Here is a 16,321-nt window from a genome sequence, read left to right as displayed (position 1 = left end):
TGCCGGGTAAGGGCTTCGAGGTAAGTTACCCACGACTGAAGTCGTGGGCTTTCACCTCGAACTCTGTGTGAGCGCAGAGCGTTGTCGTCTGGTTGCACTGTCGCGTGGTTCCGTCCTCCCCTCCGTCGGTGAGGTTAGGTTTCATTTACAAGCAGAATCTACGAGACGTTCCCTCTGAAACCTCTATCCCTCCCATGGAACCCGACGACGCTCACAGAGAGGAGTCTCCGCCGCGCCGGAGTGAGACCGAGCAGTTCTCCGGTCTGGAGGCCCTCTCCGAAGAACCACTGAACGCCCAGACGGCATCGCGCAAGCACCTCGAGAGCTACCTCACTCCGAGAGAAGAACACTACGTCAGGAGTCACCATCGCACGCCAGACATCGACGAGCGGGAGTGGACCGTCTCGTTGCGGGGGTTGCTGGACGAAGACGTCGACCTCTCGATGGACGACATCAAACACCGGTACAGTACCGAGTCCGTCGTTCACATGATGGAGTGTTCGGGGAACGGTCGGGCGTACTTCTCTCCGGACGCGGAGGGCGACCAGTGGACCTACGGGGCCGTCGGCCACGCCGTTTGGACTGGCACGCCAGTACGGGAGATTCTCGACGACTGCGGTGCTGCGACCGACGACGGACTCTGGCTCACGGTGATGGGAGGCGAAGCCGCCGCCGACGAGGACGTGTTCTGCCGGTCGATTCCGATGTCGAAGGCCGTCGACGACTGCCTGCTCGCCTACGAGATGAACGGCACTCCCATGACCCCGGAACACGGGTATCCCGTTCGTCTCCTCGTTCCCGGTTGGTTCGGGAACAACAGCGTCAAGTGGGTCGAAGAGATGCGGGTGATGGAGAAGATGGTCAGCGGCGAGGAGTGGGAGTCGAGAGACGGACGCGACTACACGAACTATCAGCAGTCGTCGTATCGAATCCTGCCGGCACAGGACGACGAACCCGACCGGCACGCGTCGGTCGACACGCACAGCACCTACGAGCAGATGCAGGCAAACGACGTGCAGAACGCCTATCTCTTCGACCAACTCGTCAAATCGCTCATCACGTCGCCGGACGACGAGAGCGAACTGACGCCGACGCCCGACGGCTGCGTCGAAGTAAACGGCGTCGCGTGGGCAGGAGACGACGAAGTCGAACGGGTCGAGATCTCGGTCGATGGGGGCGAGACGTGGGACGAGGCGGAGTTCGTCGGGCCGGAGTTCGGTCGACACGCCGTTCGAAAGTTCCGGTACGTCTGGGAGGCCCCACAGGGAACGCACACCCTCCTCTCGCGAGCGACAGACGAGACGGGACAGACGCAACCGGCGACGGTTGCCGACCCGGAGGCAGGTCTTCGCGAGATCGACGACACGCAGTATCCGTGGAACCAGAAAGGCTACGGAAACAACGCCTTCGTTCCGCTCGGGGTCACGGTCACTGTCGACGGTTAGACGACGCACCACGAGACGCCGGACACCACGTACATCGCTCCGGAACGTCTCGAGTCGCGCGCCCTCTCCGGTTACCCGAGAGCGCGACGTTTAAACGAGCCAATCGACAAAGAGCCTCTATGGCAGAACCGCGCGTGCCGGGCGGGGGCGGCGACGTTCTCGAACTCCCCTGTGGCGAGGAGAAACGGATCCGCGACCTCGACATGGGGATGCGAGAGTTCGACTGCGCCTGCGGCGAGAGCCACGCCGTCGTCATGGACATCCACCCCCCGGACCGCTTCATCCCGGAGTTCCTCGTCGAGGTGTTACGAGAGGCCATCGAGACGACGAGCGAGGAGATGCCGGAGTTCGACACGCCGCACATGCTCGGCATCGTCCTCGAAGAGTTCCCTCGACAAGTGGTCTCCGAGGACGTCACTCAGGACCACGACGTCGGCTACTCGATGGTGTGGGTGACGGCGTTCGACTCGCGTCGACTCCACGAGATCATCGTCGAACTCCTCGTCGAGCTGATGGAACACGCCGTCAGCCACACCGACGACCCGAACGCGACCGCCGAGTTCGAGTCGCAGATGATCGACTTCGACGTCGAGGAGTTCGTCGACCAGTACCGTGCTCAGCGCGACGTCGACGCCGACGACGTCTACGTGTGACCGACGCCACCTGACGCGAGTCGCTGCCGTCGTCGGCCGTCACAATCAACCGTCTGGTGGTCGAATCGCGTCACATGAGCGACGACACGAACTCCGACAGAGAGCAACGACCGATCGAACCGGGGATGGTCGTCTACGACCACGAGGGCGATCAACTCGGTGTCGTCACCGGGATGACGAGTGAGGGGTTCGAGGTGTCGATCCGCGAGGAGAGCCTGTCCGTCGACGACGACGGGTACGCCGACAGTCAGGACATTCAGGAGCACGACCCCGGACAGGAGTTCGGCGAGGGCTACATCATGTGGCGCTGTGCGGAGTGCGGCGAGATGGGCGAACTGGAGGACGGACTCCCGGAGGAGTGTCCGAACTGTGGCGCAGAGGCGGTCCAGAAGTGGCGGGAGGACTGATCCGATGAGCGACCAGCCCACCGTCCGCCGAGCGGAACCGGACGACGCCGCCCGCGTGCGCGAGATCGCCGAGAGCACGTTCACGCAGGCGTACGCGCTCAGTCCGCAGGACATCGAGACGATACTCGACGCGGAGTTCGTCGAGGACGACCTCCGGTCCCAGTTCGAGGGCGACGACACGACGCTCGTCGCCGAGGACGACGGCGTGCTCGCGGGGTTCGTACGACTGGACGTCGACGATGGGTCCGTCCGCTGGCTCCACGTCGACCCCGAGCGCCGCGGTCTCGGCGTGGGGACGACGCTGTTCGAGGCGGCCGTCGACGAACTCGAGTCCCAGGGAGTCGAGACGGTGCGTGGCGTCGTCCTCTCGTCGAACACCGCCGCCGGCGCGTTCTTCGAGCGGTTCGGTTACGGGAAGACCGACGAGTGGCGGACGGAGATCGACGGTCTCGACGTCGTCGAGTACGCGTTCACGGCGCAGGCCGACGTCGAGGCGGACGACCGGGGCAACGACGCCGCCCGCGAAGGGGACCGTGAGGAGTGGGACGCCGACGCCGTCGCGAGCGAACTGCCGGACACCGCCACTGCCGACGGCGAGGAGGTGTACCTCGGCGACGACGTGGTGCCGGGGACCGAAGGCGGGTTCGTCTCGACGTACACCGACGGCGAGCGGACGACGGAGCACGGCTACTACTGTACGAACTGCGGGTCGACCGACGTCTCCATCGACAGCATGGAGCGACTCGAGTGTCAGAACTGCGGGAACGTCCGACGGCCGGACGACGACTACGACGGGTCGTACCTGTAGCGACGCGCGCGCGGACCATAGCCCGGTCGTCGAACCGTTCAGTATCGAACACCATACCGGCGAAACGTCCGGTCATATAGCTTGTGCTCGCCGCTGAGTAATCAAAAGTTATTGTGTCTCGGCCACAATCCCGGGTTGGCTTCGAAATCCCTTGCCCGGAGGTTCGAGAAGCCATTCGCGACGTGTCCCAGCACGTCGCATTTTCGTCCCTGAAAGGGAGCGGCTTCCGTTGGACTCCACCGATGGAGGGATGTTAACTCCTGCGTCTCGTTTCGTCGTCGCGTGTCTTCGTCCGTTCCCAGTGTGACCGTTCGACCCTCGAGTCGAAACTCTGGACTCGCTCTCCGTCGCCGCCGCTTCGGGCGACGATCGTGTCGTCGTCTCACACCCCTCCCAGATCGGTCGTCTCGCGACCGCTCCGTCCGGCACGACAGCCTCGATCGGTGTGCGACGCCGATTTCGAAATTCGCAAAACTGCTTCGCACCTCGTAATCTTTCGCCGGGCTTATTACGATGTACGGATTTCGTCTCGATGATGACCGACGAGAACACCGCCGACGGAACTGCATCCGCGTCTCAGTCGTCCGAGCAGAGAACGATCCTGCTCATCGGTAGTGGACCCATCCAGATCGGCCAGGCAGCGGAGTTCGACTACTCCGGTGCACAGGCCTGCCGCGCACTGCAGGAGGAGGGAGCCCGAGTCGTTCTCGTCAACTCGAACCCCGCGACGATCATGACGGATCCGGAGATGGCCGACCGCGTCTACATCGAACCCATCACGACCGACGCCATCTCGGAGATCATCGAGAAGGAGCGTCCCGACGGCGTCATCGCCGGCCTCGGCGGACAGACGGGGCTGAACGTCACCGCCGAACTGGCCGAGGAGGGCGTCTTAGAGGAGTTCGACGTCGAGATCATGGGGACGCCGCTCGACACGATCTACGCGACGGAGGACCGCGATCTCTTCCGGAAGCGGATGGAGGACATCGGCGAGCCGGTACCCGCCTCGACGACCATCTCGCTCGACGAGGGCGAGTCCGTCGAGTCGCTCACGGAGGAGAACCTGGTCGACCGCGTGGAGGCGGCCGTCGACGCCGTCGGCGGCCTGCCCGTCATCTCGCGGACGACCTACACGCTCGGTGGCTCCGGCTCCGGCGTCGTCCACGAGATGGACGAACTCGTCGAACGTGTCCGCAAGGGACTGCGCCTCTCGCGCAACAGCGAGGTGCTCATCACCGAGTCCATCGCGGGCTGGGTCGAACTCGAGTACGAGGTGATGCGCGACGCCGACGACTCCTGTATCATCATCTGCAACATGGAGAACATCGACCCGATGGGCATCCACACCGGCGAGTCGACGGTCGTGACCCCCTCGCAGGTCATCCCCGACGACGGCCACCAGGAGATGCGCACTGCCGCACTCGACGTGATTAGGGAGTTAGGAATCCAGGGCGGCTGTAACATCCAGTTCGCCTGGCACGACGACGGCACGCCCGGCGGCGAGTACCGCGTCGTCGAGGTGAACCCCCGCGTCTCCCGCTCCTCTGCGCTCGCCTCGAAGGCGACCGGCTACCCCATCGCCCGCGTGACGGCGAAGGTCGCCCTCGGTAAGCGTCTCCACGAGATCACGAACGAGATCACGGGCGAGACCACCGCCGCCTTCGAGCCCGCGATCGACTACGTCGTCACGAAGGTCCCGCGGTGGCCGAAGGACAAGTTCGGCGACGTCGACTTCGAGCTCGGGACGGCGATGAAGTCGACCGGCGAGGCGATGGCCATCGGCCGCACCTTCGAGGAGTCGCTGTTGAAGGCGCTCAGATCCTCGGAGTACGACCCCGCCGCGGACTGGGCCGAGGTCGACGACGAAGAGCTAGAGGAGGAGTACCTCGTGACGCCGACGCCCGACCGTCCCTACGCGATGTTCGAGGCGTTCGACCGCGGCTACACCGTCGAGGAGGTCATCGACCTGACGGGGATCAAAGAGTGGTACGTCGAGCGGTTCAAGCGCGTCGCCGACTCGACGGTCGCGGCCGCCGAGGGCGACTTCACCGAGGCGGCGACCGCCGGCTTCACGAACGCCGAGATCGCCGCGACGGCTGGTGCGTCGGTCACGGAGGTCGAAGAGCAGGTGCCGGGTCGCACCTACAAACAGGTCGACACCTGCGCCGGCGAGTTCGCCGCCCAGACGCCGTACTACTACTCCTCGCGCAAGCCGGAGTTCGTCACCGGCCCGTTCAAAGGGCAGTCCGCCGGCGGCGAACTCCGCGTCGACCCCGACGTCGAGAGCGTCGTCGTGGTCGGTGGCGGCCCCATCCGCATCGGACAGGGCGTCGAGTTCGACTACTGTTCGGTCCACGCGGTCCGTGCGCTCCGCGAGATGGGCATCGACGCCCACGTCGTCAACAACAACCCCGAGACCGTCTCCACCGACTACGACACCTCCGACGGCCTGTTCTTCGAGCCGATCACGGCCGAGGAGGTCGCCGACGTCGTCGAGGCGACTGGCGCCGACGGCGTGATGGTGCAGTTCGGCGGACAGACCTCGGTCAACATCGGGGAACCGCTCGAAGCCGAACTCGCGCGCCGTGACCTCGACTGTAGCGTCCTCGGGACGACCGTCGAGGCGATGGACCTCGCGGAGGACAGAGACCGGTTCAACGCGCTGATGGACGACCTCGGCATCAAACAGCCGAAGGGCGGCACCGCGACGAGCGAGGCAGAGGCGCTGGAACTCGCCAGCGACCTCGGCTACCCGGTGCTCGTGCGTCCCTCCTACGTACTCGGCGGCCGTGCGATGGAGGTCGTCTACGACGACGCGGACCTGAAGGAGTACATCGAGGAGGCGGTCCGCGTCTCGCCCGACAAGCCGATCCTCGTCGACCAGTTCCTCGGCGGCGCGGTCGAACTCGACGTCGACGCCGTCTCCGACGGCGAGGACATCCTCATCGGCGGCGTGATGGAGCACGTCGAGACCGCGGGCGTCCACTCCGGCGACTCGGCGTGTATGATCCCGCCGCGCTCGCTCGACGAGGAGACGCTCGGCCGCGTCCGCGAGGTCACGGAGGACATCGCTCGCGCGCTCGACACGGTCGGGCTGATGAACGTCCAGTTGGCAGTCAAGGACGGCGAGGTCTACGTGCTGGAGGCGAACCCGCGTTCCTCGCGGACGGTGCCGTACGTCTCGAAGGCGACGGGCGTCCCGATCGCGAAACTCGCGGCGAAGGTGATGGCCGGGTCGACGCTGGAGGAACTGCAGGCCCAAGAGCAGATTCCCGAACAGGTGAGCGTGAAGGAGGTCGTCCTCCCGTTCGACCGCCTACCGGGGTCGGACCCGCGTCTCGGCCCGGAGATGAAGTCCACGGGCGAAGTGATGGGAACGGCGTCCTCGTTCGGCAAGGCCTACGAGAAGGCCCAGTCGGCGACGGGTAAATCCATCCCGGCCGACGGGACGGCCGTGGTCGACCTCTCTGCCGAGGAGTTCCCAGACGTCGACAGCGAGGAGGCACAGGAACTCGTCGACGGCTTCGGCGAGTTCTTCGACCTCGCAGAGTTCGACGACCTCGAAGACGCAATCCGCAGAGGGAAGGTCGACCTCGTCGTCTCGCGCAACCGCGACGCGCTGGAGGTCGCCGTCGAGGAGGACGTGACCTACTTCTCCACACACGCGAGTGCGAAGGCCGCACTCGAGGGGCTGCGCGCACGCGACGACCCGATCGACGTCCAGGCGGTCTCCGACCGTCCGACCCGGCAGGCCGAGTGGGGGAAGTAGACGGCGAGCGCCGTTCGAGCGGACCGGAGTAGAACCGACTCGTAACGACGCTCTCGATTGCGCTGACGTTTCTCTCTCGCTGGCGACGCGGTTATCTTCGCTCCGGTCGTAGTCTCATCGACAGGCGTCGGTCCGCCGTCGTCGGATAGTGGCCTGGCCACTCACGATCACACAGTCTTCGGCGGACCGCCCTGCAGTTTTAACCACGCCGAGCGGCTGCGACGGAGAGAACCGTCGACACAGCGGCGGGAACGCGGCGAAGACGCGACGCTCGGTCCGCTCAGTCCGAAACCGCTCAGTCCAGTTTGTTGAGCGCCTCGAAGAAGTCGGCCTCCGGGCCGGCGAGGCGGACCGGCGGGTCCGTCCGAGCGACGTGGACGTCGACGGGTGGGACGACCTCGTAGGCGTTCCGACCGTCGCTGACGACGACGCCGGACGGTGCCCCCGAGAGACTCACCGTGACCTCGCTGTCCGGGGGGACGACGAGCGGCGGCATCCCCCCGTCGGCGCACATCTCGGTGACGACGAGTCCGTCGACGCGCGGGTGGACCAGCGGGCCACCCTCGCTGAGGTTGTACGCGGTCGACCCAGTCGGCGTAGCCACGAGGACGCCGTCGACGTGACCGCTCGTGTAGAGCGCGTCGTCGACGCGGACCTCGACGTCGACACCGCCTCCGCGGCCGCGGCGCGGCCCCTGTACGACCACCTCGTTGACCGCGGGTTCGCCCTCCCAGTCGTCGACGCGGGCGGCGAGTCGGGGAACGTTCCGCGTGCGTAACTTGCCGTCGCGGTGCGCCTCCACCTCGGCCATCACGGCCTCGACGGCCGACTCGGGTGGGACCGCGTTGAGAAAGCCCACTTCGCCGAGGTTGATCCCGAGGATGGGGGTGTCGCGTGCGCCACGGGCCGCAAAGAGGAACGTGCCGTCGCCTCCGATGCTCACGACGAGGTCACAGGTGGCGAACGCCGTGGCGTCGACGCCATCCGCGTCGAGCGTCCGGGCCGTCTCCTCGTCGAACCGTACCGCGACGCCCGCCTCGTCGAGGCGCAACTGGAGGTCTGCGGCGAGTCTCGCTGCTCGGCGGTTGCCCCGCTGTGCGACGATGCCGACGTTCATGTCCGGCGGTTCTCGTCGGGCCGACAAAAGGCCTCCGTACGGGCAACATTCATCACATCGGCTCCCGACGTGTCGGTGATGGCAGATCGGACGGTCTCAGGCGACGCTCGACCCCAGTCGGACGGAGGCGACGACGATGGCTGACGACGACTGGTTCGAGCGGGCGCTCCGCGAACAGGACGACGAGAGGGAGGAGACCGTCGACGCGGACGTCGAAGCCGAAGCCGAGACTGGGGGCGACGACGGGACGGACCGACCGGACACCGACGAGTCGGACGAGTTCGACGACGCCGGCGCTGACGACCCTTTCGCCGAGGATTTCGCCACCGCCTTCGAGAACGCACCACGCCCGTCGGGGATGGAGTCCGACGAGTTCGGGTTCGGAGCGTTCGGAGAGGCCGGTAACGACGGATTCGCGTTCGGAGAGGCCGGTAACGACGAGTTCGGATTCGGCGCACCCGGTGACTCCGCGTTCGACGAGGAGGCGTTCGAGTCGGAGATCGACCGGATCGAGATCGGGATCGACGGCCTGGACGAGATGGTTCTCGGGGGTGTGCCCGAACGATCGCTGATGACCGTCATCGGGAGCGCCGGAACCGGGAAGACGACGTTCGGACTCCAGTTCTTGGAGGAGGCGCTCGCGAACGGCGAGAGCGCGGTCTACATCACGCTCGAAGAGAGCGAGGAGGCGATCCTCGCGACCGCCGAGGAGAAAGGGTGGCCGTTCCGTCGATACGTCGACGAGGACCGACTCGCGGTCGTCGCGCTCGACCCCGTCGAGATGGCCAACAGCCTCGCGAGCATTCGCAACGACCTCCCGCGACTCGTCGAGCAGTTCGACGCCTCGCGACTCGTGCTCGATTCGGTCTCGCTGCTCGAGATGATGTACGACGTGCCGTCGAAGCGCCGAAACGAGGTGTTCGACTTCACGCGGTCGCTGAAGGAGGTCGGCGTGACGACGATGCTCACCTCCGAGGCGAGCGAGGACAGCCCCTACGCGTCGCGATACGGTATCGTGGAGTATCTGACCGACGCAGTGTTCGTCCTACAGTACGTCCGTCCCTCCGACTTCCAGGAGACGCGGCTGGCGGTCGAAATCCAGAAGATCCGCGACGCGAACCACTCTCGGGAGACGAAACCCTACGAGATCACGAACGAGGGCATCAGCGTCTACCGGCAGGCGAACATCTTCTGACCGCCGACATCTTCTGCCCCCGTTCGCGCCGACCGTGCGACAAAAGGGCTATGAACGCTCGCTGGGAACGGGCAGACATGAAACCGCGCTACCTGATAGCGCTCTTGCTACTCATCCCACTGGCCGACTCGCTGGCGCTGGTCGCGTTCGCGCAGTTCGTCCTCGACTGGCGGCTCGTCGTCGCGTTGGTCGTCCTCACCGGACTGGTGGGGATGCTCCTCGTGCGCGCCGAGGGACGGCACACGCTGCGTCGGTTCGAGCGCCGCGTCTCGATGGGCGAGATCCCGACGAACGAAGTGATGGACGGCGGCCTGCTCGTCGCGGCCGGCGCGTTCCTGCTCACCCCGGGGCTCGTCACCGACGGCATCGGCTTCCTGCTGGCCGTCCCGGTGACGCGCTACCCGATCCGCGAGGTGCTGAAGCGCTACGTCGTCCAACCGTACCTCGACAAGCGGGCCGACGGGTTCGTCAGTGGAACCGTCTGGACGGGCGGCTTCCCCGGCGGCGACGAGACGTACGATATGGACCCCGAATCGTACCGGTTCGAAGACGACAGCTGAGCCGGTTTCGCCCCCTGCGAACACGCCGCAGTCTGGCGAAAAACCGACAGACCCAAAGGGCAAAGCAAAGGGGAATCTTTAAACACCAATCGCCGCAATGAGTAAATGCGCCAACCTGGGCCAATAGCTCAGTCAGGTTGAGCGCTCGGCTGATAACCGGGAGGTCCGCGGTTCAAATCCGCGTTGGCCCATCCAACATGTTCACGGCCCGCGGCCGTGAACGGCTGGGGCCAGTCAACTCCCCGGCCACCTAACTTCGTTACAACGACACCGAGAGAGGCGTCCAGCCTCCGACGGTGTGTTCTCGTGGTGACTCGCTTCACGGGCGACGAGCGTCGGCGTCGTCACTCGCTATTTCAGCTCGCACGGCGACTCTCTCGTCCGCGAGGAGGATCGCGTCGTCCGCCGCGGGGAGTGGTCCGCCAACCCACACGGCAGCAACCGGACCGCAGTTCGAGGAGTGCGACCGAGGGCAAACCTTCCGGGCAGCAGGTTTGCAGGGGTCGCATCTCCTTATTCATCTCCCAGACACATCACTATTCTGTTGTATTTGTTGTCTAAATATTTCTCGTTGAAACAGCGACTATTATTCCGATAGCAAAAGACAGTTCCGTACGTTCGAGTGAATCACTGCCTTTCACTTCGGCTCGTTCGTCCTCGCCCAGCGCGGACGCTCCGGCCTCGAACCTCCACCGGTGGACAGTCGCTCATCTAAATAGATATTTAGATAGAAGATTAGATGGGAACAGACGGCGTTCGACCCCTGAGACGGCTCAGACCCGAAGCAGTCGCAGCCGACCGGCGAGGAGGCCGAGGAGCGCGCCCGTCAGGTGAGCGACGAGTGCGCTCCCCGGCGCGCTGAACAGCAGCGTCAGTCCGGCGGCGACGACGGCGACGAGTGCCACGAACAGTCGCGGCGGGAGACGGAGCCGATCGAGGACCGTCGACGAGACCGGGTTGGCGGTGACGACGTAACCGACGAGTGCGAACGCCGCGCCGCTGGCACCGAGTACCCCAGTCGCCGGACCGACGAGACTCCCGAGCCAGACGTGCGCCAGCCCGGCGAGGACGCCCGTCGTCACGAAGAAGGCGTGAAACCGGTACCGGGTGGTCGACGTCGCGACGAGCGTTCCGGCGAGGGCGACGACGACGGCGTTCGACAGCAGATGTGTCGGCCCGGAGTGAGCGTACACGCTCGTCACGAGCGCCCACGGCGGCGTGAGCACGGGCGGAGCGAGGACGAACAGCCCGAGGAGACCGACGAGCGAGGCGCCCCACGTGAGAAGCGAGACGACGACCATCGCCACGAGCGTCTCGACGACTGGGTTGCCCGTGACGGCGGCGAGCAACGAACGGTCGTTTCGGTCGACGGGAGGGCGAGAGTGAGCGGACACGGCTTCGCCTTCAGTTCGGGGCGACCGGAGCAAAACTCTTCGCACGGCTGGTGACCGACGTCCTCCCGTCCTCGGCGCGAGGCATACACCCTTAGCCTCTCAGTCCCTACGTTAGTCGTGGCACAAGACGAATTCAGTCGCATCACGGGCCTCCCGGACGACCTCGGCATCGACGCGGACCTCCAGCGAACCCAGCGGCTGTTGACGGTACGCGTCGACACCCGACGGTACGGGAAACCGGTCACTGTCGTCGCCGGGTTCGACGGCGACACCGACGTCAAGGCGCTCGCGAGCGACCTCAAGCGGACACTCGCCTGCGGCGGCACCGTCGAGGACGGCGAGATCGAACTCCAGGGTAACCACCTCCAGCGCCTCCCAGACCTACTTCGGGAACGCGGCTACGACGTCGAACGCTGAGACGACAGTCGGTTCTCCGGACACCGGACACGTCGCGTCGACGGACTTATCTTTCACGTGTCAGTCTGTCGGGGCATGCCCTCCAGACGCCCATCCGCTCAGCGTGTCTTGTCTCATCCGCGTCCCGTCGACGAGCGCAGTCGTCGTGAGGTGACCCGACGTGCCTGACTTCGGGACTCGACTCGCCGACGGCTGGTCTCGGGCGAACGCGGCACTCGAACTCGCGTTCGTTCCACTCGTCGTCGCGTTCTTCGACGTCGACGCGATACAGCAGATCCTCGCCAGCGAGAGCGACTTTCAACTCGGCGTGTCGTTCAGTTTCCCGTCGGCGGTCGTCGACGTCTGGACCTTCGTCAACGTCCAGCGAGAGACGCTCCACGTCGGAACCGGCGGTCCGGAGGCGAGTCCCGGCGGACTGTTCGTCTACTTCTCGGTGGTCGGCGCGGTTGCCGGAACGGTTCTCCTGGCCGTCCTTCAGTCGATGCTCACGGCCGGCTATCTCGGGAGTCTCCGGCAACTGCTCGCGACGGGGTCGTACGACTTCGGATCGGGCGTCCGGCGATACACCGTGCCACTGGTGACCTATCAACTGGTCGTGACGCTCTCGGGGCTCGCACTCGCCGGTCTCGGTCTGCTCGTCGGTCCCGGTCTCCTCGTCCTCGTGCTCGTCGCCATTCCACTCTTCCTCGTCCTCACGTACGTCTTCTATCCGGTTCCGTACCTCGTCGTCCTCCGCGAGCGAGGACTCGTCGACGCCGTCCGCGGCAGCGTCGACCTCGCGACCGGCGGTGGCCCGTACGTCGCCTACACGCTCGGCTTCATGGGTTTCTCGGCGCTCGTGTCGCTCGTCGGGACGGCCGTCGTCGCCAACCTCGGTGTCGTCGGTATCGTCGTCGGAGCCACCGCGGCCGCACCGCTCGGGGTCGCGTTGAACCTCGCGACGCTCCGGTTCCTCGCCGACGTCGACGACGCGTCACCGACGTTCGACGAGTGGGAGACGGACGACGAACCGTCACCGTCGACGGGTTCGGCCACGTCGACGGACTGAGTGCGGCGTCAGAACCCCTCCCGGAGGTAGACCGTCTCGGTCGGAAAGAGCGTCACGAGCGTCTCACGGGCCGCCGCAGACTCGACGGTCAGGTCGCCGTCTCGTTCCAACTCGTCGACCGACAGCGACCCGAGAGCCAACTGTGAGAGCGCGCCGATGTCGAGACTCGCGTCGGCGTCCGCGTCGCTCCGGCGACAGGTCACGCCGTCGCTCCCGACGGTCAACTCGAACGTGCCGTCGTTCCAGTCGCAGTGGTCGTCGCGGACGGCGAGCGCGACCGACCCGGTCGCGTCGTCGGGCAACGACAGCGCGTCGACGACAGTTTCGAGGTCGACGATGCGGGCCATCGGTCCCGGCCGGACCTCGACGTCCGCAGCGCGGGGGTCGGGGAGCGCCTGGAGCAGTCGCGTCTCGCCCGCCCTCCCGCGAAGTCGGACCGTGTCGACTTGCGAGTCGTGGTCGCGGCAGAACCGCAGCAGGTGGCCGCGGGCCTCGTCGTCGACGGCGGCGAGTTCGAAGACGTCCATCCGCTTGTCGTCGCCGTCCTCGTCGACCGTGTAGCAGAGGTAGCCACGAAGCTGTCCCTCGTCGTCCGCCCAGCCGTAGACGTAGGGGTCCTTCCGCCACCCCTGGAACGTCCGGTAGCGCCACCAGCCTTCGGTACGCTGGAGTCCGAGCGCCTCGGTCGCCCACGCGCGGTGGACCTCGTCGAGTTCGGCGTAGTCGTCGGCCTCGAGACGACGGAACCTCCCGGCCGGATCGGGGACGACGTCGCCGAGCTCCGCGGGTGGCACCGACGCCGCGATCGACGTGTTCGTCATGGCGTAGCCGAACCGCCGGTAGAAGGCGTACTCGAACGGCCAGAGGACGGCGAGCCCGATCTCCTCCTCGCGGAACTCGCGGTGGAGGTTCGCGAGCAGGTCGGCGACGTACCCCTGTCGGCGCGACTCGGGCGGCGAGGCGACAGCCGAGACGCCGCCGACGTGGTGGAACTCGCCGCGGACTCGGGCGGTGAAGTCGTAGTACGCACACATCACGACGAGGTCGTCGGCGTCGACGTCGGCGATCGGCGTGTCCGGGTCGACGTCGTACAGTCCGCGCCGGTGATACTCCTCCGGTCGCTCGTGGTCCTCGTCGTCGGGATCGGGCCCTCGCTCCGGTTGGAAGGCGTAACTGAGGAGTCGGTGGACCACCTCGTCGTGATCCTCGGGGATGGGTCGATAGTCCATGCGCTCGCATCGACAGCCCCGACTAAAGCGTTCCGGGTCGTGTGTCACACCGAGACACACCGGAGAGCCGAACCGAGGGATTCACGGCGATTCGGTCCGGAGAGGAAGCCATGAGCGACGTGACTGAGAGGAGCGGGCTGCTGGCCGGCGACAGAGTCCTCATTCTGGCGATCCTGTTCGTCGGGGTCGTCGGCTCCGGGCTGGCGCGGTGGTTCCTCGGCAACGCCGGTTATCCGACGTTCGGTTCGTTCGTGTTCGTCATGGGGTATGCGGGGATGGTGTTCGTCCTCTGGTACGGCTGGCTCAGAGAGATGGATCTCACCGGTCCCGGCGGACGGTAGAACGGAACTTTAATGCGGGATTCGCGGTGAGTTACGAGCAAGAATGCTGCCGCTACAGCTCATCGACAGTTTCCTGCTCAACTACAACATCGGGCAGGCACTGCTGCTGGGATTCGTCCTGACGACCCTCGCGGCGCTGCCCCTGAAATCACAGAAGATCCTCGGCATCAACACGATCCTGTTCGGCGTCATCTTCATGCTCACGCCGCAGTCGCTCGCGAAGCCGCACTACCTGTTTTTGGGGCTGGCGCTCCTCGTCGTCGGGCCGCTGGTCTACGTGACCGCACGCGACTGATCGGCAGCGTCTCCCCCGACACGGGGTCGTCGACTCGGTCCCGTTCTCGCCGCTCTCAGCTCCCTCTCGAACGGCGTCTCCGCTACCTTTTTCTTCCGACCTCAGAAACCGAGAGGCATGATTACGGTGAGGGCCCCAGCGACGAGTGCGAACTTGGGCAGCGGTTTCGACGTCTTCGGGGTGGCCCTCGACCGTCCGGCAGACGTCGTCAGCGTCGAGAAGGCCTCACGGACGACCATCGAGGTGACGGGTGCGGGCAGTCAGTTCATCCCCGAAGACCCGAAGAAGAACACGGTCGGTGCCGTCGTCGAGGCGCTCGACGCCCCGGCACACATCAAGATCGACAAGGGGATCCGTCCCGCCTCGGGGCTCGGATCGTCGGCGGCGAGCGCTGCCGCCGTCGCCGTCGGCCTCAACCAGCTGTACGACCGCGGACTCACTCGGAAGGAACTCGTCCCCATCGCGGGCGAAGGAGAGGCAGTCGTCTCGGGTGAACCCCACGTCGACAACGTCGCCCCCTCCATCCTCGGCGGGTTCACCATCGCCGCCGGCGACGACGTGACGACGGTCCAAGCGTCGATCCCGCTCGTCGCCTGCCTCCCCGAGATCGCGGTGTCGACGCGCGACGCCCGCCGCGTGATCCCCTCGGAGGCGTCGCTGGACGACGTGGTCCACACGGTCGGCCAGGCGGCCACGCTCGCCACGGGGATGTGTCGCAACAGCCCCGACCTCGTCGGGCAGGGGATGTACGACAGAGTCGTCACGCCCGCCCGCGCCGAACTGATCACCGGTTACGAGGAGGTCCGTCAGGCGGCGTTCGACGCCGGCGCCACCGGTGTCACGGTCAGCGGGGCCGGACCGGGCGTGCTCGCCGCCTGCCACTCTCGGGACCGTCGGGAGATCGCCAGCGCGATGGTCGACGCGTTCGCCGACGCCGGCGTCGACTCGCGGGCCTACCAGACCCGCATCGGCAAGGGCGCGGAAGTCCTCGACTACTGAGACGCCGACGACGCGTCGACGACGTCTGTCACCGGTTCGCGTGCGCCGAGATGACAGTTCTCCGAGAATCTTCATCACCCCACGTGTCGAATCAAAAGTATGAACCGCGCACTCGTCGTCGTCACTGACTCCGCCCACAACGACCGCATCCTCCGCGAGGCCGGCGAACTCGCCGCCAGCAACGGAGCCGAACTGGTGTTGCTCTCGGTGACGCCGACCGAAGAGTACGAGGACACTCACGACGCCGTCGCGAGCATCGACTCTTCGGACCTCGTCTACACCATCGAACAGGCCGAAGAGTCGGTCGTTCGCGATATCGAGCGGACGGCCTCGGAGGCGTTCGAGGGGCTCGACGTCGACTACCACACGAAGGCCGTGTTCGGTCGCGAGGTCGACAGTATCCTCGACGCCGCCGACGCGTACGACTGCGACCACCTGTTCATCGCCGGTCGCCGCCGCTCGCCGACCGGGAAGGCGCTGTTCGGCGATCTGACGCAGCAGGTGCTCCTCTCGTTCGACGGCCCGGTGACGGTGTTGCTCGGCGACGAGAAGTAGGGTCTCTGTTGTCGCTGTCGCGGGAACGGTGCTGTCGTGGTCGCGGTAACGGAAAGCGTACGAGAGCGTTGTCCCGCGAGCGAGGGCCG

Annotated in this window: 16 protein-coding genes and 1 tRNA gene; 14 read left to right on the top strand and 3 right to left on the bottom strand. The window is 66.1% G+C overall.

Annotated elements, in window-relative coordinates:
* The first annotated feature begins 194 nt into the window (after positions 1 to 194).
* From EOHIBHHM_RS12860 to carB, 5 genes are all read left to right on the top strand, one after another.
* The gene (locus tag EOHIBHHM_RS12860; protein ID WP_497251176.1) at positions 195 to 1,445 is read left to right on the top strand and encodes a sulfite oxidase; all 1,251 of its coding nucleotides are present in this window, start codon (positions 195 to 197) and stop codon (positions 1,443 to 1,445) included.
* A gap of 119 nt (positions 1,446 to 1,564) precedes the next feature.
* Positions 1,565 to 2,098 carry a DUF5815 family protein gene (locus tag EOHIBHHM_RS12855; protein ID WP_497251174.1) on the top strand — a complete coding sequence of 178 codons (534 nt, stop codon included), beginning with the start codon at positions 1,565 to 1,567 and terminating at the stop codon, positions 2,096 to 2,098.
* Between the two features lie 74 nt (positions 2,099 to 2,172).
* Positions 2,173 to 2,505 (top strand): TFIIB-type zinc ribbon-containing protein, encoded by a 333-nt coding sequence (locus tag EOHIBHHM_RS12850; RefSeq protein WP_497251172.1) that lies wholly within the window; start codon positions 2,173 to 2,175, stop codon positions 2,503 to 2,505.
* A gap of 4 nt (positions 2,506 to 2,509) precedes the next feature.
* Entirely contained in the window at positions 2,510 to 3,313 is an 804-nt protein-coding gene (locus EOHIBHHM_RS12845) for a GNAT family N-acetyltransferase (protein ID WP_497251170.1), read from the top strand.
* 535 nt (positions 3,314 to 3,848) lie between these two features.
* Positions 3,849 to 7,082 (top strand): carbamoyl-phosphate synthase large subunit, encoded by a 3,234-nt coding sequence (carB, locus tag EOHIBHHM_RS12840; protein ID WP_497251168.1) that lies wholly within the window; start codon positions 3,849 to 3,851, stop codon positions 7,080 to 7,082.
* Positions 7,083 to 7,377: 295 nt separating this feature from the next.
* Here the strand turns inward: carB and EOHIBHHM_RS12835 are convergent, their stop codons facing one another.
* The gene (locus tag EOHIBHHM_RS12835; RefSeq protein ID WP_497251166.1) at positions 7,378 to 8,199 is read right to left on the bottom strand and encodes an NAD(+)/NADH kinase; all 822 of its coding nucleotides are present in this window, start codon (positions 8,197 to 8,199) and stop codon (positions 7,378 to 7,380) included.
* 136 nt (positions 8,200 to 8,335) lie between these two features.
* Here EOHIBHHM_RS12835 and EOHIBHHM_RS12830 point away from each other — a divergent pair, with 136 nt between their 5' ends.
* The 3 genes from EOHIBHHM_RS12830 to EOHIBHHM_RS12820 all read left to right on the top strand — a co-directional run bounded on the left by EOHIBHHM_RS12830 (position 8,336) and on the right by EOHIBHHM_RS12820 (position 10,145).
* Positions 8,336 to 9,394: a KaiC domain-containing protein gene (locus EOHIBHHM_RS12830; RefSeq protein WP_497251164.1), complete on the top strand. Its 1,059-nt coding sequence runs from the start codon at positions 8,336 to 8,338 to the stop codon at positions 9,392 to 9,394.
* Positions 9,395 to 9,471: 77 nt separating this feature from the next.
* Positions 9,472 to 9,954, top strand: a complete 483-nt coding sequence (locus EOHIBHHM_RS12825; RefSeq protein WP_497251162.1) for an FxsA family protein — start codon at positions 9,472 to 9,474, stop codon at positions 9,952 to 9,954.
* 117 nt (positions 9,955 to 10,071) lie between these two features.
* Positions 10,072 to 10,145, top strand: a tRNA-Ile gene (locus EOHIBHHM_RS12820).
* A 582-nt stretch (positions 10,146 to 10,727) separates the two neighbouring features.
* On the opposite strand, the gene EOHIBHHM_RS12815 is transcribed toward EOHIBHHM_RS12820, so the two are convergent.
* Positions 10,728 to 11,255, bottom strand: coding sequence for a rhomboid family intramembrane serine protease (locus EOHIBHHM_RS12815; RefSeq protein WP_497256997.1), 528 nt, complete (start codon positions 11,253 to 11,255; stop codon positions 10,728 to 10,730).
* 210 nt (positions 11,256 to 11,465) lie between these two features.
* Here EOHIBHHM_RS12815 and yciH point away from each other — a divergent pair, with 210 nt between their 5' ends.
* Entirely contained in the window at positions 11,466 to 11,765 is a 300-nt protein-coding gene (gene yciH / locus EOHIBHHM_RS12810) for a stress response translation initiation inhibitor YciH (RefSeq protein ID WP_497251160.1), read from the top strand.
* A gap of 160 nt (positions 11,766 to 11,925) precedes the next feature.
* A complete protein-coding gene (locus EOHIBHHM_RS12805; protein ID WP_497251157.1) occupies positions 11,926 to 12,813 on the top strand; it encodes a hypothetical protein in 888 nt (295 codons plus the stop codon).
* 8 nt (positions 12,814 to 12,821) lie between these two features.
* Here EOHIBHHM_RS12805 and EOHIBHHM_RS12800 read toward each other — a convergent pair whose 3' ends face one another.
* On the bottom strand, positions 12,822 to 14,042 hold the full coding sequence (locus tag EOHIBHHM_RS12800; protein ID WP_497251155.1) for a GNAT family N-acetyltransferase: 1,221 nt from the start codon (positions 14,040 to 14,042) through the stop codon (positions 12,822 to 12,824).
* 110 nt (positions 14,043 to 14,152) lie between these two features.
* On the opposite strand from EOHIBHHM_RS12800, the gene EOHIBHHM_RS12795 reads away from it, so the two are divergent.
* The 4 genes from EOHIBHHM_RS12795 to EOHIBHHM_RS12780 all read left to right on the top strand — a co-directional run bounded on the left by EOHIBHHM_RS12795 (position 14,153) and on the right by EOHIBHHM_RS12780 (position 16,232).
* Positions 14,153 to 14,383 carry a DUF7996 family protein gene (locus EOHIBHHM_RS12795; RefSeq protein ID WP_497251153.1) on the top strand — a complete coding sequence of 77 codons (231 nt, stop codon included), beginning with the start codon at positions 14,153 to 14,155 and terminating at the stop codon, positions 14,381 to 14,383.
* Positions 14,384 to 14,426: 43 nt separating this feature from the next.
* Complete coding sequence (locus tag EOHIBHHM_RS12790; RefSeq protein WP_497251151.1) at positions 14,427 to 14,678, top strand: DUF8006 family protein; 252 nt, start codon at positions 14,427 to 14,429, stop codon at positions 14,676 to 14,678.
* A 117-nt stretch (positions 14,679 to 14,795) separates the two neighbouring features.
* Positions 14,796 to 15,677, top strand: a complete 882-nt coding sequence (locus tag EOHIBHHM_RS12785) for a homoserine kinase (protein ID WP_497251149.1) — start codon at positions 14,796 to 14,798, stop codon at positions 15,675 to 15,677.
* Positions 15,678 to 15,776: 99 nt separating this feature from the next.
* Positions 15,777 to 16,232, top strand: coding sequence for a universal stress protein (locus EOHIBHHM_RS12780; protein ID WP_497251147.1), 456 nt, complete (start codon positions 15,777 to 15,779; stop codon positions 16,230 to 16,232).
* The last annotated feature ends 89 nt before the right edge of the window (positions 16,233 to 16,321 follow it).

It is taken from the genome of Halogranum roseipondis (assembly GCF_059695585.1).
This window is presented reverse-complemented; position numbering and strand designations above follow the sequence as displayed.